The sequence below is a fragment of the Sorangium sp. So ce887 genome, assembly GCF_051521455.1.
GTDB lineage: Bacteria > Myxococcota_A > Polyangia > Polyangiales > Polyangiaceae > Sorangium.
On record NZ_CP150354.1, the window covers coordinates 7,295,375 to 7,319,698 of the forward strand.

Below are 24,324 nucleotides of genomic sequence, written 5' to 3' on the forward strand. Positions count from 1 at the left end.
CCCGTGCGAGCGCTGGTCTGGGACGGCACGGCGGCGCGCGTCATCGACCGCGACCCGCCCTCGATCACGGCCGGCATGGCCGTGGTCGAGGTGCGGTGCGCGGGGATCTGCAACACGGATCTCGAAATCACCAAGGGTTACATGGGCTTCCGCGGCACGCTCGGGCACGAGTTCGTCGGGGAGGTCGTGGACGGGCCGGCCGCCTGGCGCGGCCGCCGCGTGGTCGGGGAGATCAACTTCGCGTGCGGCCGCTGCAGCACGTGCGCGCGCGGGCTGGGGCGGCACTGCCCGGCGCGCACGGTGATGGGCATCGTCGGCGCCGACGGCGCGCTGGCGGAGCGCGTCGCGGTGCCCGTGGCGAACCTCCACGCCGTGGACGACCGGGTGGACGACGAGGAGGCGGTGTTCACGGAGCCGCTCGCGGCGGCGTTCGCGATCCTGGAGCAAGTGCGCGTGGCGCCGGGCACCTCGGCGCTCGTGTTCGGCGACGGGAAGCTCGGCCTGCTCATCGCCCAGGTGCTGCACCAGGCCGGCGCCCGCGTCCTCGCGGTCGGCAAGCACGAGGAGAAGCTCGCCCTGCTGCGCGCGCAGGGCATCGCGACCGAGCTCTTTCGCCCGGTCGCGCCGGTCGACACCGACGCCGCGCCTCCGCAGGGCGCCTGGGCCGGCGAGCCGGCCGAGCTCGTGGTCGAGGCCACCGGCACGGCCGAGGGCTTCACGAGGGCGGTCCGCGCGACCCGGCCGCGGGGCACGCTCGTGCTGAAGAGCACGGTCGCCGGGCTCTCCAGCGTCCACCTCGCGGACCTCGTCGTCCACGAGATCACCGTGGTCGGCTCGCGCTGCGGGCTGTTCGATCCAGCCCTGCGCGCCCTCGAGGGCCGGACCGTCGACGTCCGCTCGCTCGTGTCGGCCCGCCTCCCGCTGGAGCGCGCCGAGGAGGCGCTGCGGGCCGCGGCTGCGCCGGGCGCCCTCAAGGTGCTCGTGACCCGCTGAGCTCATCCCTGAGCTCGGCGGTGGCACTTTCACTCAGAGCGCCGGCCAATCCCCCCGACCGGGCACGGAGCAGCCATGAGCGCCAACAACAGCCCACACCACAACGACCGCTCAGCGGACGATTCGCACGAGGCCCGCGCCGCGGGCGTCCTCGACAAGCGAGCGCTCAGCCGGCCCGGCGGAACAGCCCGGAGATGAACCGCGATGGCGGCGGCACCGGCCGCGGGCGCCACGCCGACGCGGACACGATGGACACCCCGTTGCGCATGAGCAGCAGCGCCGGCTCGTCCGTCCGGACGTCGAACCCCTGGCTGAGGCGCAGCCCTCCGCGGACCGGCGGCTCGTGCTGGGAGACGCGCAGCGGCTCGAAGCCGTTCATGCGGAGGCGGCGCTGCCAGGCGCCACGGCGCTCGTGCCGCTCGACCCGCGCCGACCCCTCGCCCACCACCACGTTCATCACCTCCTGACCGAAGAAGACCTGCTCGATGGTCTCGCGCGCGGCGATGTGCGGCGGGAGCAGCGCCTCGAGCGCCTGGAATACCGCATAGTAATGGCCGATCGCCTCGGAGAGGCGCGGGAGGAACTGCAGCGCGTTGTGCTCCACGTCCGGCTCGACGAGCGTCAGCACGCGCGGTGACAGCGCGCGGATCCGCGTGAGAATGGTGTCGCGGTTCGCGGTGGCGTGCACCGAGGCGTCGGGTACGTGGTGCAATGCGAACGCCGCATTGACGGCGATGGGCGCCGTCGCGCGGGACGCAATACGGCTCCAGTCGACGCGCTCCACCGAGGACGCGACGCCGTGGAACTCGAAGGGGACCTTCAGCCGCTCCGCCCATCCCCCGATGAACGCGCCCGCCCAGCGCAGCCGCTGCTCGGGATCCGGGCCCCGGCACGGCAGGTCGATCCCGGTCAACCGGACCCGCGGCGGGCCGCCGGGCCGCGTCGCCAGCCGATGTAGCAGGAACGGCCACTGGGTACCGCCCCCGACGCCGATGTCGATGACGTGGATCTCCCGCTCGTCCTGGAACGCCTCGACGATCGCCGCGTTCGCGCTGAGGTATCCGAAACGGATGAGCGGCGTCGCGTGCACGAGCAGCTGAAACGCCGCGAGCATGTCCCGCGGTCCAGCGCTGCGCAGGTAGAGGTTGCCGTCGCCGGAGCGATCTCCGTCCAGGCGAGCGAGCAACGCTCGGCCGAACACACCTGAAATGCGCTCCGAGGCGTCCCCCGTATCGGGCTCCGCCCGCAGGATGCCCTCCAAGAGGGCCCTCGCGCTCTCGCCATCCCCCGCGTCGATCGCCTCGCCCGCCGCCAGCAGGCGGCTCAGGAACGGGCGGCGCCGGGAGTGGGTCTGCCGGGTACCCGAGCTTGGCTGCTGTCCGAGCCCGGGGCCGGACGCGGCCGAGCTGGTCGGCCCCTCGATGTGCTCTCGTAGGCTGACAGACGCCTCTTCGGCCGATGCGTGTCTACGGATCGCGTTCATGGTGTCCAGGGCTGTTCAACCAGGCAGCCCGCCGTCCTGGCTGGGCTCTCCGCGATCGGCCGGGTTCAAGCGCGAACGCATGACGTCGATCACCTCGCAGGAGCCGGGGGTTTCAATGTTTGCTGATGTCGCTGCGGGAGAGCCCGACGGCGAGCCGGGAGCAGGCGTTCGGCGGCCGCGCGCCCGCGGTAACGCTGCGAAGCGCAGCGCACGCCCATGACGCGACGGGACCTGAGCTCGCACGAGGGCCCGACAGACAACTCTCTGTACATCGATGAAGCCGCTCGTCCGGTCAAGTCCAAGATCATGATTGTGCATCGCGCTCCCTTCTTCGCGCGCCTCGCGCCGTCCGAACCTGCCTTCTGGCGGCAGACGTAGGCATTCGTAGGCACCGCACGAGGCGACCGCCGCCGCCCCCCAGGAAGGAGTCCCCGCCCGCCGCGGGGCGCGGGCGGACCGCGATGCGCGCGGCCTCGACGTCGCGGACCTGGTGGCTCGCGCGCGGCGCGATGACGCGCGCGGCGCGCCGCGCAGCACACGGCACACCTTACCGCTGCATTCTTTAGAGCGCATCGCGCCCTCCGACCTGGCGCGCCGCGCGCGCGCCGGACGCGTTGACTTGACCGTGGTCGTGACAGCACCTCGCTGGGAGACGGGGCTTACACACTATATTACAACCCGCAACACCACGTCTGTAAAGTCCCTATACATGGGCGCTCGGTCGATCGAGCCAGCGTTGCGTCGCCGGATGGAGGCAACCCTGCGACGACCTGCCTCCTCGACGGCAGGGCTTGGTTCGCCGGAGAGGAGCGGCGCCGCGGCCCAGCAATCGCCCGGGGGAACAGAGGGCTTGCTGGAGGCAATGTATGGAACGAACGTCCTGGCGGCCTCAGCAGCCTACGCCCGGAGCGACTTCGTCATCGAAGCGCAGCGCGGTGGGCAAACGCTTTCCATCGATGCGGTGTCGTCATTGACGTGATCCTGTACTTGTGCTTACGAAGTCGGTGAGCTGCTCAGTCGTTATCGGACAGATCGCTCCCCTCGGCGAAGTGGGAGCGATCCACGCCATTCTTCTCTAGCCAGCGCCGAATTCGATTCCTGTGCACGCCGAGCCTGCTGGCCGCGCGAGACACATTGCCTCGCTCGAGGCGAAGCGCCTCGGCGATCTCATCTTCGGGCGGCGCCTGGCTCGCGCGCGAAGGGCCCGGCCTCACATCGCTGCTCGCCTGCCGGGTGCGCGGTTCCAGCGTCTCCGGGCCCAGCCCGATACCCGCGAGCGGGTCGAGATCCTTGGCCTCGACCGAGCGCCGGCCCTCGTCGAGCGCGCGCGTCACGGCGCGCCGGGCCTCGCCGACGAACTCGCGCAGGTTCCCTGGCCAGCGGCGCATCGCACACGCGAGGATCATTGAATGGTGAATCGTCGGCGGCGCCTTGCCGTAGGCCGTGCCGACCGCCTTCGCGCATTGCGTGAGCAGCCAGGGGATCTCCTCGGTGCGCTCACGGAGCGGCGGGAGCCGGACCTCGGGCCGGCCGATGCGGTAGTAGAGATCGTCCCGGAAGCGGCCCTGGGCGACCCGCGCGCGCAGGTCGTGTGTCGCGGCGCAGATCTGGATCTGCACCGGGCGAGGCGCGACCGCGCCGAGCTCGAGCACCTGCCGGGTGTCGATCGTCCGCAGCAGCTTCGCCTGGACGGCCGCGTCGAGCTCGGCCACCTCGTCGAGGAAGAGCGTGCCCCCGTGGGCGGCCTGCACGTAGCCCTCGGTGTCGTGCGTCGCGCCGGAGTAGGCGCCGCGCCGGGCGCCGAAGAGGAGCCGTTCGGCCAGGCCCTCCGGGATGGCCGCGCAGTTGACGGCCACGAACGGCCCGCGCGCCTGCGGCCCTGCCTCGTGGTAGGCGCGCGCCGCGAGCTCCTTGCCCGTACCGCTCTCGCCCGTCACGAGGAGGCTGTCGCCCGCGGCCGCGGCGCGGAGGATGGTGTCGTAGACCAGCTGCAGCCTGGGCCCGAGGACGCTCTCCTTCTCGATCTGCACGCCCCCGCGCGAGAAGCTCCGGATGTCGGCGAGCGCGAGGAACACCGACGTCCCCGCGCCGACGATCTGGATCGCCTCCCTCCGGACCTCGCCGCGGATGGGCTCGCCGTTGACCGATGTCCCGTTGGTGCTGCCGAGGTCCTCCACGGTCCAGGCGGCCCCGTCGTACGCGATGCGGGCGTGTCGCCGCGACATGAGCGAGTCATCCACCAGGGGCACGCCGGCGACGCCCCCGCGCCCCAGCACCACGGCGCCACGATCGAGGGGGATCGGCGCGCATCGCGGCTGATCCCCCGAGAAAATCAGCACGATACCGGGAACAGGCTCGGCGACCGAGGCCTCCGGGGGGACCGAGACGCGGACGGTGGAGTGGTCCATCAGGATCTATCTTACCTGTTCAAGAACCTGGCCGGCCAGTGGCCGGCCATCCCATCGGTCGCTTCGGGTTACCAGGGCAGAACTCCTGGTAAATCAAGGTCCTCCCGTTCGCCAGGCTCGGCACGAGTTGTGCTTGTTTTGTCGGCATGGTGGCCTCTGCAAGAGCTCGCATCCATCGGGACCGGGGGTCCGCCCTCGAGGTGAACATGGGTTCCGGCCGCAACATCGACGACGCGGGCCGCCGCTCACCCCGGCGTCTGCACACATCCCGCACCCTGCCGAGCTTCCCTACCCATCCCGGCCTCCAGAGCATCAGCGGCCTCCGCGGCGCGCTCGAGTTCCTGGAGTGGCCGGCCTCCGAGTGGACGCTCAAGGACCTCCAGGACTGGTTCGTGGACCACCTCGTGACCCCGGGCCTGATGAAGCGCCCGCAGATCGTGCGCGAGCCCGGCGCGACGCCCGTCATGCTCGACCCGCGCGCCGACGGCGGCAGCAACCTCGAGGAGCTGATCCACAAGGCCCGCGGTCGCGTCATCACGGCGCTCCGGGGCCTCATCGCTCCCGTCGCCGACGATCGATTCCTGAACGCGGCGATCTACGGGGGCAGGGTCCGCCGGGCCGCGGTCGGCGGCCGTCCCGTCTGGGTCGCCTCGCCGCGCGAGATCGACTTCCTGGGCGACATTGTGCTCAGTTTGCTCGCCGCCGACATCCTGCTCGATCGCGAGTTCTATCGCGCACACCTCTGCATCTGTGAAGTGTGCGGGAGGGTGTCATTCAAGGACAACCCGGACGCGCGAGGCGTATGCAGCGAGCACCGGAGCAGTGTGTCCGGGTTCACGCCGCGGGTGCGCTGAGCGCCTGCGGCGGAGGCGTGATGATGGAGACGATAAAGGCCGGCTGAAGAGCCGGCCTTCGTCATTTCTCTCGTTACGGATCCTGTCCGCCCGTCACGCGACGAGGCGCCCGCGTGGACGGCGCGGCGTCAGTTCGCGTCGAACGAGACCCAGGCGCCGGTCGCCCAGGTGTCATCCGCCTCGAAGGCGCCGATGTAGCTCGCCTCCGCGTCGAAGAAGCCGTCGTCGGGCGGCGTCGCCGCGTTCTCGGAGAGCGTGGCCGCCGGCCGGAAGTCGGGCGTCGTGGCGAAGCAGTCGGCGAGCCCCGGATCCTCGACGCTGTTGGACGCCTCGCCCTCGAACCACGCGATCTCGTCCGCTCCCGCGTCGTCGTCGTCATCCAGCTTCGACTCGGTGGTCTCGTTCGCGTCGTTCTCCACGTGGGCGATGTTCCCCGCGATGTTGCCGAAGAAGATCGAGCTCGCGAGCTCGACCTCGGTGAGCTCGTCGCGGAGGTCCACCCCCGCCTCGAAGCCGGTCACGATGGTGTTGAAGATATGGGCCTTCGTCGAGTGGCGGAGCAGCATGCCGTACTGCTGCTTGTCGACGTCCTTGTTCTTGCCGCACAGGGTCGCGTTGTAGATCGTCGGCTCGCTGACCGGCGTGTTGATCGACGAGTCGGCGTCGTTGTCGCCCTCGAAGCCGTTCGTGTCGTCGGCCACCGACGGATCCTGCTGGACCGCGATGAACTGGAGCTTGCCGACGTAGCCGAGGTCCCAGTCGATGCCGTCGTCGCCGTTCTGCGCGCAGATGAGGTGCTTCGCGTTGACGGTGCCGCCGAAGAACTCGAAGCAATCGTCGAGCGTGTGGTGGACCATCACGTGATCGACCGTCGTCCCGGAGCCCACCCCGGCGAAGGTGAGGCCGTTCACCTCGTTGTCCTGAGAGAGCAGGATCCCGCTGTACTCGATGCGCACGTACTCGAGGACACCGCTGTTGTCCTCCGGCTTATCGCCGCCGTACTCGGTTCCTTCGCCGGTGATGCCCTCGACGGCGGACTTGCCGCCTTCGACGTTGATGGGCGCCTCGCCGAGCAGGATGACGCCGCCCCAGTCGCCCGCGGCGCGGTCCCCCTTCTCGCCCTGGCTCGTGAACACGATGGGCTTGTCGGCGGTGCCCTTGGCGTGGAGCTTCGCGCCGGGCTTCACGACCAGCGTCGCGAGGCTCACCTTCTCGCCCATGATCGTCGTGCCGGGCTCGACGGTCAGCGTGGCGCCGGACTCGACGAAGACGATCCCCTTCATGAGGTAGCACTTGTCGGCGGTCCACGTCGCGTCGTCGGTGATCGCCTCGGTGACCTCCACCGGGGCGGCGCAATCGGCACCACCACCACCACCACCACCGCCGCCGCCACCACCACGACCACCGGCGCCGCCATCGCCACCGCCGGAGCCGCTCGTGGACGAGGAGCTGGACGTGGACGGGGCGATCGACTCGTCGTCGCCGCAAGCGGCGAGCGCCGCGACGGAGAGCGCCGAGGCGCAAACCAAGGCAATTTTGAATGTACGCATATTAGTCTACCTCCTGAACCAACATGGAGCAGGCAGGCAAAATCGCGACGATCGCCGCGTGACGATTCAATGGCATATGCTCAGTAGGTGAGCGCCGCGCTCAACGTCACAGTCGTCCCAACACTGTATTGGCTGACGATCTTGTCCTCGCCGCCCTCTTTCCCCTGCGTGACGAGGACAGGAGCGTCGATGAGGTTCTCACCGGCCAGCTTCAGCTCGACATGCTCACCGAGGCGCTGGGCGACGGTCAGGTCGATCTGATGCCGCGGCTGCTCGTACTCGTCCTCCAGCCCTCTGCTGCCCACCCTCTTGAGCCGGGCGCCGAACAGGTTGTAGAGGAGGCGGGCGCTCGTGCCGGTCGACTCTCCGGCGTAGTCGAGCCCCAGGTTCACGACGAAGGGGGATTGCCCCTGGAGCGGGTGCGTCGGGTTGCTCTGGATGGTGACCCCCCCCGCGTTGGCCTCGGGATCGACCGTCACCTCCGACTGCACGAACGTGATGTTGCCGAGCGCGGTAACCTCCCGCAGGAGCGGGGCGATGAAGCCCAAGCCCTTCCTGAGCTCGAGCTCGACCCCGGCGACATAGCCGGTGTCTCCGTTCACGTAGCTGAGCCTGCCTCTGCTGCCGTTCGGGAAGAGGATCTCCTCGATCGGATCCTGGAAGTGCTTGTAAAAGACGCTGACCGCGGCCACCTCACCGGCCGTCGGGAAGATCTCGAAGCGGAGATCGCCGTTCACGACGCTGGTCCGTTCGAGGTCGGGATTGCCTTGCGCCTCCCTCCCGCTGTACCCCTCCTGATACAAGGACGGGCTGAGCTCGCGGAGCTGTGGCCGAGCCAGCGTCCTGGACACGCCGAGCCTGACGTTCGAACTCGAGCTCGCCTTGACGATGACGTTGGCCGCGGGCAAGAGATCGACCTTGTCGCTCTCGGCCTTGATCTCGGGGTTCTCTGGGGAGTACCTGTCGAACGCCCTCAGCGATAGCGAGGAGGCCTCGATCCGCGCGCCGACCACCACGCGAAGCCATCGTGTGATGGCGGCGTCGGTCATCACGTAACCCGCATAGAGATCGCCGTTCGCCGTGTAGGAGTCGGTCTCGCGCGTGATCTCCTCCAGCTCAAGCACCGTGCCGATGTTCTCGTCCGAGAACAGCTGACCCGGCTCCTGACGCAGGAGCGTCGGGTCCGATCCCGGGCGCTGCTTGAATCGGAACCGGCGCGCGTTGAACTCGCGCTCTCGAAAATTGACCAGACCCCCCAGCTTCAGCCGGGTCGGGGTGTCCCCGCGGACGAGAGGCTGGGTGTAGGAGAGCTGCCCGCCGTAGTTCGCGTCCGTCATATCGCTGAAGAAGTGCGCGCCGCTCAACGTGCCCTCATCCCACGAGAAGGCGCCGCTCGTGTCGTCCCTGATGTAGACGGTCTCCCTCGTATCGGGCTCGTCCGACGACGCGAGGGAGATCGACGCTTTCCAGTCGAGGGTCCCGCCGTCCAGCGCCCCGAAGCGATGCTCCCCCTGGAGCTGACCCAGGGTGAGGGATCGTGAGATGAACCGCTGCAGCGTGTCGCGAAACGCGCTGCTACCGTCCGTGGGGTTCCCGCCGGCCTCGCTGGCCAGGTCCTCCGACGAGCGGCTGTGAAGCCCGGTGATCGTCACCTTGTGGTTCTGGTCCGGGTTGTAGGTGACGCTGGCGAAGCTGCCCCAGGACACCTGATCACGGATGCTTCCCGTGCTGATGTCGCTGACGGAGCGAGCCTCGCCGCCCTGCGGGTCGGGCACGAAGGTGCCGGTGAGCTCGTCGACGCGCGGAGAGAACTTCCGGCCGTAGCTCAGCGTGGCGATGTAGCCGAGGCGCTGCTCGCCGCCGAGCTTCAGGGTGTCGCCGACGACCACGCTGCCGCTCCCGTTCGGCGGGGTGAACGACCGCGTCGTCGCCATCGACGAGTTGATGGCCCTACCATAGGCCGTCATCTCGTCCCTCGAGAGCGTGCCGCCGCCCGGCTTGGGGCCGAGGCGCACCACCTTGTACTCGGGGATCTCGCTGGGGAGCGCGCGAGCGCCTCCGTCGATGCCGAGCCAGTCGGTGCCCGATCCGGCGTAGCTCAGGCGATCCCGGAACGTCGCCTGGCTGTTCAGTCCGAGCGACAGCGAGGCCTGGAAGAGGAACTTGGTCGGCAGCTCACGCGTGTTGATCTGGACCGAGCCGCCCGCGAAATCGCCGGGGATGTCGGGGGTGAACGTCTTGACGACGGTGATGTCGCTGAGGACGAGCGACGGGAAGAGATCCAGCGGGACGGCCTGCCGGTCGGGCTCGGGGCTCGGCAGCGGGGCGCCGTTCAAGAGGGCGTTCGTGTAGCGCTCGCCCAGGCCGCGCACGTACACGTATCTGCTGTCGACCACGGTCGCTCCGACGATGCGCTTCGCGGCCTCCGCGGCGTTGCGATCGGGCGTCTTCGCGATCTCCTTCGCGCCGACCGCGTCGCCCACGTGAGCCGCGTTCTTCCGGATGAGCAGCTGCGCCGCGACGCTCGCCCGCTCCGGCTCGAACTCGACCTCGATGACCTCCTCCGCCTGCTGATCCGGATCGAGGCCGACGTCGATCTGGCTCACCTGCCCGGCGGTCACGCGCACGTCCTGCACGCGCTGGGGCCTGTACGCCTCGTACCAGATCCGAAGCTGGTAGCTCCCCGGCGGGAGCTCCAGGCGATAGCGGCCGTCGAGATCCGCGATGGCCTTGAGCTTCGTCCCGACGACCGACACCTGGGCGTCGAGGAGGGGCTCCTTCGTGGCGGTGTCCGTGACGACGCCCCACACGGCGCCCTTCCCCGCCGGCGGCAGGCGCGACGGGCTCGGTTCGTCGATCCCCGCGGCGTCCTCCGCCGCCGGGGCGCCGGCCGGGGTCCCCGCGCCTTCGGGCGGCGGCGCGGTCGCTCCAGGGTCGCCCTGGGCGAGGGCCGTGGCCCCCCAGCAAAGCGGCGCCACGAGCGCTGCGACTACCCCCGAGATCCTTCTGCGATTCATGCACCTGTCCCTTCACGCCCCGAGCTCGGGCGCGCCTGTCGATCCGATGGCTGGGCGCACCTGCGCCCGTCGATGAGGAGAGCGGAGAGCCAGCTCCCCGCCGCCCGCTCCTGTGCACCGCGCCGCGAGCGCGCCCTCGGGCGTCGGCCCCGCGCGCGCCCTGTCAGCGCCGCATCGGGGCCGAGCGCCGCGCCGGCTCAGCGCCCGGTCTTCTCTGTCAGGACGGCGATCGTCTTCGCCCCGCCCATGCGCGCGGCGTCCATGGCCTCCACCGCGATCGCGTAGACGGCCTCGTCCTCCGCGTCGAAGTAAAGCACGCTGTCCGAGCGCGCCGCGAAGATGCGGGCGAGCCGCTCTTTCAGCTCGCCGCGCTGCACCTCGGCCTGGTTGATGCGGATGACGCCGCGCTGATCCACCGTGAGCACCACGGGCTTGCTGGCGTCGTCGGGGGGTGGTGCGAGCTTCGCGGTGTCGTCCTTCCTGGGCAGGTTCAGCCAGAACTGCTTCGCGAGCAGCGGCGTCACGACCATGAAGATGATGAGGAGCACGAGCACCACGTCGACCAGCGGCGTGACGTTCATGCTCGGCGTGACGCCGGCCCTCTTGCCTCCGCCCTGTGAAACGCTCATCCCCACGACGCTAGCCCTCCTCCGGCTCCGGGGAGGCCCCGCCGCCCCGCTGGCTCACCTGCAGCGAGATCCCGCCGAAGCCGACCTCCTGGCACAGCGCGAAGGCCTCCCGCACGCGACCGTACTTCACGGAGGCGTCGCCCTTGATGACCACCCGGCGCTCCGGCTCCGCGGCGCGGATGGCCCGTAGCCTCTCTCCGAGCGACGGGAGGTCGGCGACGGCCTCCTTCTCCAGGAACACGGTGCCGGCGCCGGTGATCGTCACGTAGATCGGATCGAGCGTCGATTTCGACCTCCGATCGGGCTGAAACACCGCCGGGAGCTCGACCCGCTCGCCGTGCTCCATCTGGGGCGCGATCACCATGAAGATGATGAGGAGCACGAGCACCACGTCGACGAGCGGCGTGACATTGATCTCCGGCTCAGGCGGCGGCTGCCGACCCGAACGACCGCTCTCCGCTCGAACGCCCATGCTCGTTCTCCATTTCGTCGATGAGCTCACCCGCGCTGCGCTCGAGCGCGAGCTCCACCGCGGCGATGCGGGTGGTGAGGTAGTTGAAGCAAAGCACCGCCGGGATGGCGACCCCGAGCCCGAGGGCGGTGACGATGAGCGCCTCGGAGATGCCGCCGCTCACGGCGCCGAGGCCGCCCGAACCGGTCGAGGCGATGGTCTGGAAGGCGGTGATGATGCCGATGACCGTGCCGAGCAGCCCGACGAACGGGGCCACCGAGCCCACCGTCGCCAGCACCGAGAGGCCGCGGCGCAGGTCGGCGGAGATCGCCTCGCGGCGCCGCGACACCTCGCGGCGCGCGAGCTCCACCGGGGGCACGCCGCCCTCGCCGGCGTCGACGGCGCGCTGGAAGCGGCGCACCGCCGCCGCGACGAGCCGGGCGAGCGCAGAGCGCCCGTACCGGTCGGCGATCGCGGCGAGCCCCGCGGTGTCCCACGCTTCCATCACCGGCCGCGCCTCGCTCGCGAAGCGCCGGGTCTCCGAGGCCTGACGCGCCAGCGCGATGAGCCGCTCCACCACGACAGCGACGCTCGCCAGCGCCATGAGCACGAGGGCGAACGCGACGAGCTTGCTGAGAAGCCCCATGGTCGCCCAGATGTGCCCGAGATCAAACTGCATCATGGCTCTACTCCTTCACTCCTCTCGCGAGAGGCCGCCTCCGCGACCCCGCGCTCGACGTCATCTCTTCGCCTTGAAGGGGATCCTGACCGTCTTGAAGGTCGACACCGGCCTCCCCTCGTGAACCGCCGGCCGGTAGCGCCACGTCTTCACCGTCGCGAGGACCACGTCGTTGAAGAGCGGATGGCCGCGGACGATGGTGACGTTCGTGACCTCGCCCGTCTCGGTCACCACGAACCTGACGACCACGGTGGCCTCTACCCCTGCGCTCAGCGCCGCCGCGGGGACGGAAGGAAGCGTGTTGGAGAGCGCGACCGGCGGCGTCGCGTTCTCCGGGAGGTGAATCGGCCCTCTCGGCGGCGGCGGCGGCGGGGGTGGCGGCGGCGGCGGCGGGGGCGCCGCCACGGCGGCCGTTCCCGTGCCGCCGGGGACCCCGCCGGGCACGCCGCCCGGCGCACCGCCCGGCTCTCCGTAGGTGGCGTCGTCGCTCGCCCTGGCCTGGCTCGGGTCCGCCTCCGCCGGCGCCTCGGTGGGCACCGCGGTCGGCGCGACGAGCGCCGGGCGCCGGGGCGCCGCGGGGCGAGGCGCCGAGGCCTCCGCCGCCGGCGGCGGGGGCGCCGGCGCCGCTGCGACGGGAGGCGCCTCGGGGAGCCGGGCGGCGAGCTTGACGTCGACGACCTCCTCCTCGGGCGGAGGCCTGATCGCGCCGCTCAGGCGGGCGGCGGAGAGCGCGATGCCCGCGAACAGCAGGAGCCCGGCCGCGTACCCGATCGCGAGCCGCTTCGCTCGGTCAGGATCGGCCTCCCCCGCATTCCACGTCTCAAGGTGCATCGAGGCTCCAGGCGCCAGCCAGCGAAAAGACCAGAGCTCCACCTGAGCTCAGAATAAGGACAAGCGGCTTCAATGGGTTAGCCCATCGTGGGATTCAACGTTCGGACTGTATACCGGCTTGCGTTACGGCAGAATGGCGTGGCGGCAACGATTGTCGTGGCTCGCCTGGCATCGCGATCACGCGCTGCGGCTCTCGGGCACGTCGGGCGACGCGGCGAATCGATAGCCGATACCGCGGACGGTCTGGATGTAATCGCCCGCGCGGCGCAGCTTGTCGCGCAGGCGCTTGACGTGGGTGTCCACGGTCCTCGTCGTGATGCTCACGTCGATGCCCCAGACGCCGTCGAGGAGCGCGGTGCGCGTCTGCACGCGCTCGCGCGCCTCGTACAGCGCGACGAGGAGCTTGAACTCGAGGAGCGTCAGCTCGACCTCCTCGCGATCGACCCACACGCGATGAGCGCCCTCGTCGATCCGGAGACACCCGAACTCGATGCACCGCTCTCCGTCGCCGGAGGACTTCGCGCGGCGGAGCACGGCCTGCACGCGCAGCACGAGCTCCCGCACGCTGAACGGCTTGACGACATAATCGACGGCGCCGAGCTCGAAGCCGACAATGCGATCGACCTCGTCCCCGCGCGCCGAGACGATCATCACGGGGATTCGCTGGGTGTCCTCGCTCTGCTGGAGAGCGCGACACACCTCGGTGCCCGAGATGTCGGGCAACATGAGATCGAGCAAGACGAGATCGGGTCGCTGGTCCAAGGCCAGTCGGACCCCCTCACCGCCCTGCCCCGAGAGGAGCACCTCATGCCCGGCTTGCCTGAGGTTGTAATCGAGCACCTTCTGGAGCGCCGGCTCGTCCTCGATGACCAAAATCCGCGCCATGCTGAATAGCAGCGTGTACCCGAGCGATGTGACGGGCCGATGACCGGATGGCAACAGCGCGGTGCGCCCGCTCCTCCGGAGGAGAATGCGCCGCGATTTCTCCTGAAGGTGGGCCCGCGCAGCAGAGGGGGGGTGCACGGTCGCGCGGCGAAAGCTCGCACGGTCGGGGCGAGGTGCGCTAGTCTCGCGGGGATGCTGCGGACTTTGCGACTCATCGCTGCCGACGTGCGTAAGAAGGCGACATGGTGCTACGGCAGCGATCCATTGCCGACGCTCCTGAAGACGCTGGCGACCGACGGCACGGCGGCGATGGTCCTCTACCGGTTCACGCAGGCCGCGCGAGCCCACCGGATGCCCGTGGTCGAGATGCTGCTCAACAAGGCGACCAACCTCGCCGGCGGCTGCGTCATCGGGCGCGGCGCGGACTTCGGGCCGGGCTTCGTGCTCATCCACTCGAACGGTGTCGTCATCAACGGCAACGTCCGTGGTGGCACGAACGTGCTCATCGAGCACCAGGTGACGATCGGCGCCGACCGGCGTCAGACGCCGGTGCTCGGGAGCGACCTCTTCATCGGCGCGGGCGCCAAGATCGTCGGCGGCGTCACGGTCGGCGACGGCGCCCGGATCGGCGCCAACGCCGTGGTCGTGCACGACGTCGCGCCGAACACGACGGTCGTCGGCATCCCCGCGAAGCCCGTGCAACGGCGCGAGGACCGCCCCGCCCCCCGCCCCATCACAGACGACACAACCGGCTCACAAAGCTGACCCCCCCACCCGCGACGCCTGGGCTCCAGCTCCAGAGCGGCGGTCCCCCGCACAGGAGACGGGCCCAGATCGGCGTTTTCGGCGCGGAGGCGTACTCTCGTACGCCGAGCACCGAAAACGTCGAGATGGGCCCGTATCCGAAGCGGGTGGCCGCCGCTCTAGTGAGGGGAGCGGGTCCGGAGCTCTTGCCGGAGCTGCGCGATCTCGTGGCGGAGCGGACCGATGAAGTCGGCACTGAGCGTCCGGTTCCGCCCCTCCATCGCGCGCGCCGTGTGCCACTTGCTGAGGGCGAGCCGCGCGCCAGCGCGGATGAAGCTCCGCCCGGTGGCCCCGCGCCAGCCGAGGGTGCACCGGAGCCGGCCGATCGGTGAGCAGACGAGCTCGAGCTCGTCCTGGGTGAGCATGCCGAGCGCGACCTCGTCGCGCAGATGATCCCGGATCACCCAGCCCTTGCGGACGACGAGCGCCACGATGATCCCGAAGAACGACGCGACGAAACAGAGCCAGAGCAGCAGCCACGGCATGAAGAGGTCCCCCATCGCGCGCCCCAGCGCGGTCGGGAGGAAGTTCCACACCGCGTGCAGCGCGACGCCGAGCAGGTAGCCGCCGATCGGGGCCGCGACGCGCACCCAGGTCTTCGACGACTCCCGGGCCAGGCCGAAGCCGATCCCGGTCATCGACGTGAACAGCGGGTGGAGCCAGGGCGTGAACACACCGCGCAGGACGAAGGTGCCGGCGAGCACGTCGCTGCCCTGCATCGAGGCGCGCGCGTAATAGAGCACGTTCTCCACCGCGGCGAAGCCGAGCGCGCAGAACGTGGCGTAGATGATGCCGTCGACGATGCCGTCGAACTCCCGGCGCAAGAAGTAGAAGAAGCCGAACACGCCGAGCCCCTTGAAGAGCTCCTCCGCGAACGGGGCGCTGACCGACGCGCTGACGAGCTCGCCCACCGGCTCGCCGAAGTTGCTGGAGACGCCGACGTGGACGCCGGTGTTGATCAGGATCGAGAAGCCGGTCGCCGCGAGCGCGCCCCACAGGAACGCCATCAGCAGGCACCACCACGGCTCAGGATCGTACCGATCGATGACCATCGGGACGAAGAGGTAGAGGACGAGCGGCGGGAAAGCGAAGAGCGCTCCGACGAGCATGGCGCTCAGCATGCTCCCCCCGGACTCGATCACGCCGAAGAGCGTGAAGATCACGTTGAGGACCGCGCCCGCGATGATGCCGTTGGCCCACAGCCACAGCCCGGCGATGCGCCGCCGCCGGTCCGGGTCGGGCCTTCGCGCTACCCGGATGACCGCGGGGTAGCCAGCGTGGGGATGCGCAGGCGCAGGCTGCGCGGCGCCGTGCAGCGCGGGAGCGCCGTGCGGCGGAGCAGGGCCCTGCGCTGGCATCGGCGCACGGGCCGGCGGCCAGTAGCCAGGCGGCGCCTGCCCGTAGCCCGGTGGCGCCTGCCCGTAGCCCGGTGGCGCCCGCCCGTAGCCCGGCGGCGCCTGCACATGACCCTGCGGCGCCGTCCCGTAGCCCGGCGGCGCCTGCCCGTAGCCCGGCGGCGCCTGCCCGTAGCCCGGCGGCGCCTGCCCGTAGCCCGGCGGCGCCTGCACATGGCCCGGCGGCGCCTGCCCGTGCCCCTGCGGCGCCTGCCCGTGCCCCTGCGGCCAGTGCGGCGGCTGTCCCGAGGAGAGCTGCCCCGCGCCGTGCGCCGGGGACCCCGGGCGAACCTGCCCGCCGCCCGGCTGGGCGTGCTCGCTCGGGCGCTCCGCCGGCCGGGGTTGCTGCGGCAGGCCGGGGAAATCGGGACGGCGTCCGTGGGCGTTGTTCATGGATCGAGCGCTCTCGCGAAATCCTCGTGACAGCGGGTGACCTTCAGCCGAGACGAACCCCCACCGCACACGTGGAGCCGCCAGAAGCGGCGACGATCCGAGGCGGGCAACGGCAGTCTCGGAGCTGTCGCTCACACCCGTCGGATCGAAGCATCACACGATATTTCTACCACGGCAGAGACGCGCCGGGCATATCTCCCAGCAGCATCGGCGCGTCGCGCGGCCGGCGAGGAGCGCGGGCGCGTGACGCTCCGCTTCCTCGATCTGTCGGCAGTGGCAGCGCGGCGGTGGCTCCGCGCCGGGAACATGGCGGGAATGGCGTCAGGGGCGGACGACGCGCGTGCCGGGAGGGGGCGTGAAGTCGAACTCGTTCTTCGCGGTCGGCTGATTGACGACCGGCGACGCGAAGTCGAACCGATTCCGGTTGCCCTGCGCGTCGAGGATCAGCACGCGCCGGACCTGGTTGGTCTGCCCGTCCACGTAGAGGAGCATCTTCTGATAGGCAGGGGTCGCCTCCTTCGGCGTCCCCTCGAGGACATAGCCGCCCTCGAACTTCATCTGCGCCGGGTCGAGCAGGCGCAGCGAGAAATCCTTCGTGAGCTGCCCCTTGCCCATCAGGAACGAGAGCGCCGCCGGGTACTGGGAGCCCTTCACCGGCGTCTCGAACATCTGCTCGTTGTCCTTCTCGTAGACCTTGATCGTGACGCCGTCGGAGACGACGCGGTTCCCGTTCGGCGCGTCGTAGACCCAGCTCATCTTGCCGGGCTTCTCGAAGATCACCTTGCCAGTGGAGACCTTCTTCACGTCCTGGACCTTGATCGTGTACGTCTGCGTGAAGCTCGCCTTGAAGGTCTTCGTGGAGTCGTAGAACTGCTGGACGCGCCTGCCGAGCTCCTCGGCGGTAGGGCCCGCGGCCTGGGACTCGCCGGCGGTCGCGAGCACGACCATGGCAGGCGCCGTCAGCCCGATGAGGCACGCGGCGGCCAGGCGGTAAAGTGAGGTTCGCGTCATCCTTCCCGATCTCCTTTGATGTCCAGAGGCGTGTCGCCTCCGCGCTTCGTGAGACAGGGGCACCGGTGATGCACGGCCGGTTCCCCCGGCGACCGCCGCCCTCGCTGAAGCCGGGGCGCGCCGCACGTTTTCACTTTGGACGCGGCGCGGGCGCGTCCAATGCAGGCTCCATAGCACACGGGGTGTGCACCCGGACCGCCCGGGTCGCGCCCGGCGGATCCACGTCGAGCCCAGCCGCCGCGCCCGGCGGGCCCACGCTCAACCCGGGCGCGCCCGGCGCGGCCGGGCCCGGGACCGGACGGGCGCGCCGGACGCCGCCAGCGCGGCCGCGAAGCCCGCGGCGCTGAGGTGGGTCATCGCGATGGCGAGCGCGTCGGCCGCGTCCGGCCGCGGGGGCGCGGCGAGGCGCAGGACCGCGGTCATCACCTGCGCCACCTGCGCCTTCTCGGCCGCGCCCCGGCCGACGATGGTCCGCTTCACCAGCGCCGGCGCATACTCCGAGATCGGCACGCCGGCGCGCGCCAGCCGCAGCAGCACGACCCCGCGCGCGTGGCCGAGCTTCGCCGCGCTCTGCGCGTCCTTCGCGAAGAACAGGCTCTCCACCGCGGCCGCGTCGGGCGCGTGCGCGGCGATCACCTTCCCGAGCTCGTCGTCGATCTCCACCAGCCGGCCGGCGAACGTCCCGGTCGTGTCGATGTCGATGACGCCGTGCGCGATGTGCTCGATGCGCGTGCCCTGCCGCACGAGCAGGCCCCAGCCGAGGTGGCGCGACCCGGGATCGATGCCGAGGACCCGCATCGGCTCAGCAGGCCCCGTGCGACGGCGCCGCGACGTGGGTCGGGAAGCCCGGCGCGCGCTCGGTCCCCCCGTCGCGCTCGCCCCGCTCGACCGCGGTGAGCGCGCGCCGCGGGAAGATCTTGTGCGGGTTGAGCAGGCCCTTCGGGTCGAACACCGCCTTGATCCGGCGCTCGATCGCGATGAGCTCCGGCGACTGCTCGAGCGCGAGGAACTCGGCCTTCGACGTCCCGATGCCGTGCTCGCCGCTCAGCGTGCCGCGCATGCCGATCACCGCGTGGAACAGGCGCGACAGCGCCGTCTCCACCTGGGGGACGAGCTCCGGATCGTTCCAGAGCAGGTTGACGTGGAGGTTGCCGTCCCCGGCGTGGCCGTACGTCAGCATGCGGACGCCGGTCGCCGCCGAGATCTCCGCGACCTCGTCGAGCAGCGCCGGGATCTTGTTGCGCGGGACCACGACGTCCTCGGAGATCTTGTAGCGCGCCATGGCGCGCGTCGTGGGCGAGAGCTGGCGGCGCGCCTCCCAGAGCCGGTCGCGCTGCGCCTTGTCCTGCGCGACGAGGACGTCGAGCGCCCCGGCGTCCATGCAGACCTCCCCCACCCGCTCGGTCTGGACCTCGCAGTCCGCGGGCTCGCCGTCGACCTCGATGATCAGCATCGCGCCCGAGCGCTCGTCGACCCCGACGCCGCGCGCCCGGACCGCATCGAGCGTCGAGCGGTCGAGCAGCTCGAGGCAGCGCGGCACGACGCCGGCAGCGACGAGGGCGCTCACGGCGCGCCCGCTCGCGTGCACGTCCGGGAACAGGCAGAGCAGCGTCATGACCGACGGGGGCTTCGCGATCAGCCGGAGCGTCGCCTCGGTCGTGATCGCCAGCGTGCCCTCGCTGCCGACGAGCAGCGCCGTGACGTCGTAGCCCGTCACGCCCTTCACCGTGCGCCGGCCGGTGCGGAGGCGCGTGCCGTCGATGAGGATCGCCTCGAGGCCGAGCACGTACTCGCGCGTGACGCCGTACTTGAAGGCGCGCGGGCCGCCGGCGTTCTCGGCGATGTTGCCGCCGAGCGCGCACATCTTGAGCGAGTTCGGATCGGGCGGGTAGAAGAGCCCCTCGGCCTCCACGGCCGCGTGCAGATCGGCGAGGATGACGCCCGGCTCGACGACCGCGACCTGCTCCTCACGGCTGATCTCCTTGATGGAGCTCATGCCGATGGTGGCGATGACGATGCCGCCCGCCACAGGCACCGCGCCGCCCGACTTGCCGCTGCCGGCGGCGCGCGGCACGACCGGCACCTCCGCCTCGCTCGCCGCCCGCACCGCCTTCTCGATGTCGGCCGCCGAGGACGCGAGCACGACCGCATCCGGGCTCACCGGCGGCTGATCCGACTCGTCCCCCGCGTAGGCGGCGCATCCCTCGGCCGACGTGATGACCTTCGAGGGGCCGAGCGCGCGCTCGAGGAGCCGGCGCGCCTTGTCGATGGCCGCCGCCGACGGGCGCGGGAACGTGGGGTGAAGTCGCATCTCGCCTATTTACCGCGGATCGCGCGGCGACGCTGCGGGATCCGCGCGGGCAGGCCCAGGCCTCGGCCGTTCGCGAAAAAGGTGGACAGGCGCGCCCGCGCAGAAGGCGAGCGCTCGGCGCGCGCGCGGTCGGCCGGCGCGCGCGCCGAGCGCCGCGCGGTCAGAGCAGATCGAGGAAGGCGAGCAGCGCCTCGATCGCCCCGGCGTCCAGCGCGGCGAGGCCCTCGCCCGCGGGGGCGCCGTCGTGGAAAAAGGCACCCGGCGCGGCGGCGGCGCTCGGCTCGCGGTCGGCGGCGGCGCGGCCGCCCGTGTCGCCGAAGCGCGCTCGCTCGAGCACCTCCCGCAGGCTCTTCGCCGAGCCGTTCGTGAAGTACGGCCGCTTCTTGTAGAGCCGGCGGAGCGACGGCACCCGCGCGCCGTCCTCGTGCACGTACGGCACGACGCCGGTCCTCTCGTACCCGGCCCGGCCCCACACGATCGCCCCCTCGGGCGCGAGCACGAGCTCCTCCCAGCGCTCGAACGGCGCCGCGGAGCCGGGATCGTCGCTGCGGAGCACGGGCGCGTGGCAGCGCGCGCAGCGGTCCCGGAACACCCGAGCGCCGTCGCGCTCGAGCGGGGTGAAGCTCGAGCGGCCGAGGGCGGCGGGATTCGCGCGGTGCGAGAACGCCATGAGAAAGCTCATGAGCGCGCGGCGGAGCGCCTCGGGCGGCAGCCCGGCGCGCGCGGCGTCGGCCAGCCCGAGATCGACGAGCCACGGGGCGTCGGCGGCGGAGAGGGCGAACCACGGGTCGTGGCCGCTCAGCGCGCCGGCGACGCGGAACTCGTTGTCCGCCACCGCGGTGAGATCCGGATCGAGGGCGCGGGAAAAGTGGGGGCGGTTGTTGAACAGGCCGAGCAGCGGCTTGGTCGTGGCGCGCACGTCGCCGCGGCCCGTGTGGTGCGTGCGGCCGTCGACGTAGCCCTCGAAGTGGCACGTCTCGCACGTGAAGCGGCTGAGCGGCCCATCGGTCCCGTTCCAGGGCGCCATCAGCGACGTGAAGAAGAGCGCCTCTCCGAGGCGGAGCTCCTCGGAGCGAGCGTCCTCGCCGCCGTCCTGGACCGGCCGCTTCGAGACGGCGCCGTCGTCGCCCGCGTCGAGCAGCCACGCGTCGAGCAGGGGGTTCGCATAGGCGAAGGCGCCGCCGCCGAGCGCGGCCATGCCGGCGACGCCGGGGGCGAGCGGACGGGTGGAGACCTCCGGCGCGGCCGAGAGGACGGCGTCCGTCGCGCGGAAGAGGAGCTCGGCACGGCGGTCGCCGCCGTAGCCGGTCGCGACCACGCGCACGCCGGCCGCGCCCGGGAGCGCCGAGAGCGCGATCGCCTTCGGGGTGAGCACGCCGAGCTCCGAGACGTTCACGGCCGAGAGGCGCTCCGCCTCGGGCCGGGCGCCGGTGGTGACGCGGTAGAGGAAGACGAACGAGTCGATGTAGCCGAACGAGCCGCCGGTCCGGTCGAGCGGGCGATCCTCGACCCCGCCCGCGGCGAGCAGGAGCCCGCCCCCGGGGCCGGCCGTCTCGAGCGCGTCGAAGCTCCAGATCGGGCCGTCGTGGCGGATGCGCGCCGCGCCGCCCGGAAGCGGGCGGCCGTCCGCGCCGACCGGGAGCACGACGAGCGTGTGGTCGAGGAGGCAGTCGACGATCAGATGGCGCGCGAGGCGCACGACGCGGAACGGGCCGGCGCCGATCGGCTCGTCCCAGCGCTCGACCTCGAGGCGTCCGTCCGCGCGGGCGGGACCAGGGCGCAGCGTGAGGAGCACGCCGGCGCGCTCGTCGAGCGCATAGAGGACGCCCTCGGGGCCGGCCGCGACGTCACGGACGCCGTGGAGTCCCGCGAGCTCGATGCGCCCCGCAGGCTCGAGCGAGGCGCCGCGCACGACGTAGCGGAAGAGCGCGGGCGACGCCTCGCCGCTCGCGAAGACCTCGCCGGACGGCATGACCGCGACCCCCGTCGGCGAGGCCGGCGCGGGGGCGCGGGAGAGCTCGCGCAGCGACGCGTCGAGCAGGACGAGCGCATCGCGGCCGCGGAGCGGCGAGAGCAGCGCGGGCGCGCCCGGCGCGGCGGGGCGACCCCGCGGATCCACGGGGCGAAGCGCGATCGGATCGGGCCCGAGCAGCCGGTCGGAGCTGGGCAGACGGGAGAAGTCGGTCGCGGCGCGGCGGGACGCCTCGAAGCGCCGCAGCGGCTCGAGCGGGTCGGGGCTGCCGCCGCCGGGGGCCGGCGCCGCGGAGCCGGGGCCGCCGCCGGGGGCCGGCGCCGCGGGGCGGCCGTCACAGGACGCGGCGGCGAGGCCGAGCGAGAGCGAGAGCGCGAGGCGGAGCATGCGCCGATGCCACGGGGCAGCGGGCCGAGCCGCCGCGCCGATCACCAGCCGCCGGTGCTCGCCGGCTTGGCGGTCTCGGCCGGCGCCGCCTTCGCGGGCTCGGCCGCCTTGGGCGCGGGCTTCACCGGCTCGGCCGTCGTCGCGGCCTTCGGCGGCTCGGGCGTCACCTGCTGGTGCTTGTCCTCGCAGCCGATGAGACACACGGCGCCGAGCGCCACAAGCACGGTCAAGAAATTCTTCATGGGGCTCCTCCTGAATGAGCGGCGCAAGCGAAGCACATTCGCTGGGCGCTCGGAAGGGGGGCGCTCCGCCCGCAGCGAGCGGACGCGGCACGACGGTTGCTGCGGCGATGGAGGGTTGCTGCGGTGATGCGAAGCGGGCGCGCGTCGACGCGCGCGCCGGGGGGGGGTGCGCGCACAGGCGGGCGCGCGCTGGAGGCAGGGCGCGAGGCGCCGGCTATCCGGCGCCCGCACCCTGACCGCGCTCGCTCACGTCCCGGGGACGATCTTCACCAGGCTGTTGCGGTTCGCCACGAAGTAGAGCTCGCCGGCGTTGTCCTCGACGATCGCGGTGAGCGCCTGGAACGCCGGCAGGCCGCCCTGGCGCGTGAACGCCGGAGCGTTGGGCGTGTTCGGATCGGGGTTCTTGTTGAGGAGCGTGACAGGCGACGTCTTGTCCCCGCACTGGACGAGCGCGCCCATGCGCGCTCCGGTGTAGTCGCCGAACAGGTACACGCCCTTGAGCTGCGGCACCTCGCTGCCCCGGTAAACGAAGCCGCCGATGACCGACACGTAATCGCGGTACGGCCCCGTCGCGCTCTGCCGCCGGTCCATGTCGACGATGGGCGGCGTGTGCGTCGTTCCCGCACGCAGGTCGCGTCCGCGGCAGGTATCCGCGTGGTCGCCCTCGTGCTTCGCCCAGCCGAAGTTCAGCCCCGACACGCCCGCGGGAACGAAGTCGACCTCCTCGTAATCATTCTGGCCGACGTCGCCGATGTAGAGGTCGCCCGTCGCGCGATCGAAGCCGAAGCGCCACGGATTGCGCATGCCGTAATGCCATGTCCGCGCGCCGTCGCCCGGGAAGGGATTTCCGGTCGCGGCGTACGGCGCCGGAGCATTCGGATCGAGGCGCAGGATCTTGCCGAACGGCGAGCTCGGGTCCTGCGGTGTCCCGGGCTTGTCGCTGTTGCAGGAACCACCTCCGTCGCCCGTGCCGACGTAGAGCATGCCGTCGGGCCCGAACACGATATGGCCGCCGTTGTGGTTCACCATGGAGCTGTCGAGCTGCAGGATCGTCTTCGTGGGCGTCGGGTTGGCCACGTAAGGGTCGTCGGAGCGCTGGTACTCGAGCACCGTATCGCGGTTCATGCTCGAGCCCGCGGTCGGCGTCATCATGATGTAGAACTTGCCGCTCGTCGCGTAGTCGGGCGGGAACGCGATGGTGAAGAGCCCGCGCTCGTCGTCGAACGCACCGCTGAGGAGCTGGATGTCTTTGCTCACGTCGAGGAAGACCGCCGGCCGCAGCGCGCCGCCCGTGAACACGCGGATCTGCCCGGTCTGCTGCACGAGGTACCAGTCGCTCGATCCCTTCGGCTGAGCGGCGTAAACCATCTTGTCCAGGCCGGTGACGACGGGAGCGAGCGCCAGCTTTCCGACGTCGGGAGCCGCGCTGGCGTCGCACACCGGCGGCTCGCCGCCGCCCGTGCCGCCCTGTCCCGTGGTGCTCCCGGTCGCCGACGTGCTGCCGCCGGCACCACCGGAACCGCTCGCCGTCCCGCTCCCGGCCCCCGTCCCGCTCCCGGCCCCCGTCCCGCTCCCGGCCCCCGTCCCGCTCCCGGCCGTCCCGGTGGAGCCCTGGCTCCCGGCGTTGGACGTTGCGTCGCCGGAGCTGGTCGCCCCGTCATCGCTGCATGCGCCGGCGCCCAGCGCGAGACACGCGCTGCCAACCAGCGAGAGGGACATCCAGAAAGCCAAGGTCGTTCGCTGCTTTGTCATGGGACGCATTCTACCTGACAGGCGCCGTGACGCCCACATGATCTATTGCCCGGGCGAAAGAGCCTGGTCTGCAGTCGCAGAGGCCATGGCCCGCGGGCCCAAAGGCAGCCGATAGGCCCGCTCGGCCGCTCGCCGCCGTTCGTCGCTATCGAATGGCATGGTCTTGCCCATGCAGTCAATCGGGGCGTTCAGGTGGAATGCGCCTGACACGCGCCGAGGCGTTCCGGCGATGCGCCGGATGTCTCTCCAAGGCAGACAATTGAAACAGAGCGGTAGTC

Annotated in this window: 19 protein-coding genes; 3 read left to right on the plus strand and 16 right to left on the minus strand. The window is 71.3% G+C overall.

Translation table 11 applies throughout. The features are described from left to right. Positions 1 to 3 precede the first annotated feature (3 nt). Positions 4 to 993 carry an MDR/zinc-dependent alcohol dehydrogenase-like family protein gene (locus tag WMF36_RS27005; protein WP_437573643.1) on the plus strand — a complete coding sequence of 330 codons (990 nt, stop codon included), beginning with the start codon at positions 4 to 6 and terminating at the stop codon, positions 991 to 993. A 166-nt stretch (positions 994 to 1,159) separates the two neighbouring features. On the opposite strand, the gene WMF36_RS27010 is transcribed toward WMF36_RS27005, so the two are convergent. After that, positions 1,160 to 2,476: a GRAS family protein gene (locus WMF36_RS27010; RefSeq protein ID WP_437573644.1), complete on the minus strand. Its 1,317-nt coding sequence runs from the start codon at positions 2,474 to 2,476 to the stop codon at positions 1,160 to 1,162. A gap of 1,013 nt (positions 2,477 to 3,489) precedes the next feature. Then, positions 3,490 to 4,884 carry a sigma 54-interacting transcriptional regulator gene (locus WMF36_RS27015; RefSeq protein ID WP_437573645.1) on the minus strand — a complete coding sequence of 465 codons (1,395 nt, stop codon included), beginning with the start codon at positions 4,882 to 4,884 and terminating at the stop codon, positions 3,490 to 3,492. Positions 4,885 to 5,090: 206 nt separating this feature from the next. Between WMF36_RS27015 and WMF36_RS27020 the strand changes: the two genes are divergently transcribed. Beyond that, positions 5,091 to 5,738 carry a hypothetical protein gene (locus WMF36_RS27020; protein ID WP_437573646.1) on the plus strand — a complete coding sequence of 216 codons (648 nt, stop codon included), beginning with the start codon at positions 5,091 to 5,093 and terminating at the stop codon, positions 5,736 to 5,738. 128 nt (positions 5,739 to 5,866) lie between these two features. Here WMF36_RS27020 and WMF36_RS27025 read toward each other — a convergent pair whose 3' ends face one another. The 7 genes from WMF36_RS27025 to WMF36_RS27055 form a co-directional block, all read right to left on the minus strand. Next, positions 5,867 to 7,288 (minus strand): T9SS C-terminal target domain-containing protein, encoded by a 1,422-nt coding sequence (locus WMF36_RS27025; RefSeq protein WP_437573647.1) that lies wholly within the window; start codon positions 7,286 to 7,288, stop codon positions 5,867 to 5,869. Between the two features lie 80 nt (positions 7,289 to 7,368). Further along, positions 7,369 to 10,305 (minus strand): carboxypeptidase regulatory-like domain-containing protein, encoded by a 2,937-nt coding sequence (locus WMF36_RS27030; protein WP_437573648.1) that lies wholly within the window; start codon positions 10,303 to 10,305, stop codon positions 7,369 to 7,371. 197 nt (positions 10,306 to 10,502) lie between these two features. Continuing rightward, entirely contained in the window at positions 10,503 to 10,934 is a 432-nt protein-coding gene (locus WMF36_RS27035; protein WP_437573649.1) for an ExbD/TolR family protein, read from the minus strand. A 10-nt stretch (positions 10,935 to 10,944) separates the two neighbouring features. Next, the gene (locus tag WMF36_RS27040; protein WP_437573650.1) at positions 10,945 to 11,406 is read right to left on the minus strand and encodes an ExbD/TolR family protein; all 462 of its coding nucleotides are present in this window, start codon (positions 11,404 to 11,406) and stop codon (positions 10,945 to 10,947) included. After that, the gene (locus WMF36_RS27045) at positions 11,357 to 12,067 is read right to left on the minus strand and encodes a MotA/TolQ/ExbB proton channel family protein (protein WP_437573651.1); all 711 of its coding nucleotides are present in this window, start codon (positions 12,065 to 12,067) and stop codon (positions 11,357 to 11,359) included. The genes WMF36_RS27040 and WMF36_RS27045 overlap by 50 nt, the downstream gene beginning before the upstream one ends. 57 nt (positions 12,068 to 12,124) lie before the next feature. After that, positions 12,125 to 12,895, minus strand: a complete 771-nt coding sequence (locus tag WMF36_RS27050; RefSeq protein WP_437573652.1) for an energy transducer TonB — start codon at positions 12,893 to 12,895, stop codon at positions 12,125 to 12,127. Positions 12,896 to 13,072: 177 nt separating this feature from the next. Beyond that, on the minus strand, positions 13,073 to 13,780 hold the full coding sequence (locus WMF36_RS27055) for a response regulator (protein ID WP_437573653.1): 708 nt from the start codon (positions 13,778 to 13,780) through the stop codon (positions 13,073 to 13,075). A 225-nt stretch (positions 13,781 to 14,005) separates the two neighbouring features. On the opposite strand from WMF36_RS27055, the gene WMF36_RS27060 reads away from it, so the two are divergent. After that, the gene (locus WMF36_RS27060) at positions 14,006 to 14,545 is read left to right on the plus strand and encodes a serine O-acetyltransferase (RefSeq protein WP_437573654.1); all 540 of its coding nucleotides are present in this window, start codon (positions 14,006 to 14,008) and stop codon (positions 14,543 to 14,545) included. Positions 14,546 to 14,703: 158 nt separating this feature from the next. Here WMF36_RS27060 and WMF36_RS27065 read toward each other — a convergent pair whose 3' ends face one another. The 7 genes from WMF36_RS27065 to WMF36_RS27095 all read right to left on the minus strand — a co-directional run bounded on the left by WMF36_RS27065 (position 14,704) and on the right by WMF36_RS27095 (position 24,046). Continuing rightward, positions 14,704 to 16,371, minus strand: coding sequence for a PrsW family glutamic-type intramembrane protease (locus WMF36_RS27065; RefSeq protein ID WP_437573655.1), 1,668 nt, complete (start codon positions 16,369 to 16,371; stop codon positions 14,704 to 14,706). A 321-nt stretch (positions 16,372 to 16,692) separates the two neighbouring features. Further along, positions 16,693 to 17,382 carry a LolA family protein gene (locus WMF36_RS27070; protein ID WP_437573656.1) on the minus strand — a complete coding sequence of 230 codons (690 nt, stop codon included), beginning with the start codon at positions 17,380 to 17,382 and terminating at the stop codon, positions 16,693 to 16,695. Positions 17,383 to 17,640: 258 nt separating this feature from the next. After that, complete coding sequence (gene ruvC, locus WMF36_RS27075; protein ID WP_437476738.1) at positions 17,641 to 18,180, minus strand: crossover junction endodeoxyribonuclease RuvC; 540 nt, start codon at positions 18,178 to 18,180, stop codon at positions 17,641 to 17,643. Between the two features lie 4 nt (positions 18,181 to 18,184). Continuing rightward, positions 18,185 to 19,693: an FAD-binding oxidoreductase gene (locus WMF36_RS27080; protein ID WP_437573657.1), complete on the minus strand. Its 1,509-nt coding sequence runs from the start codon at positions 19,691 to 19,693 to the stop codon at positions 18,185 to 18,187. 160 nt (positions 19,694 to 19,853) lie between these two features. Beyond that, positions 19,854 to 22,052, minus strand: coding sequence for a hypothetical protein (locus tag WMF36_RS27085; protein ID WP_437573658.1), 2,199 nt, complete (start codon positions 22,050 to 22,052; stop codon positions 19,854 to 19,856). A 41-nt stretch (positions 22,053 to 22,093) separates the two neighbouring features. After that, entirely contained in the window at positions 22,094 to 22,294 is a 201-nt protein-coding gene (locus WMF36_RS27090) for a hypothetical protein (protein ID WP_437573659.1), read from the minus strand. Positions 22,295 to 22,540: 246 nt separating this feature from the next. Further along, positions 22,541 to 24,046 carry a PQQ-dependent sugar dehydrogenase gene (locus tag WMF36_RS27095; RefSeq protein ID WP_437573660.1) on the minus strand — a complete coding sequence of 502 codons (1,506 nt, stop codon included), beginning with the start codon at positions 24,044 to 24,046 and terminating at the stop codon, positions 22,541 to 22,543. Between the last annotated feature and the right edge of the window lie 278 nt (positions 24,047 to 24,324).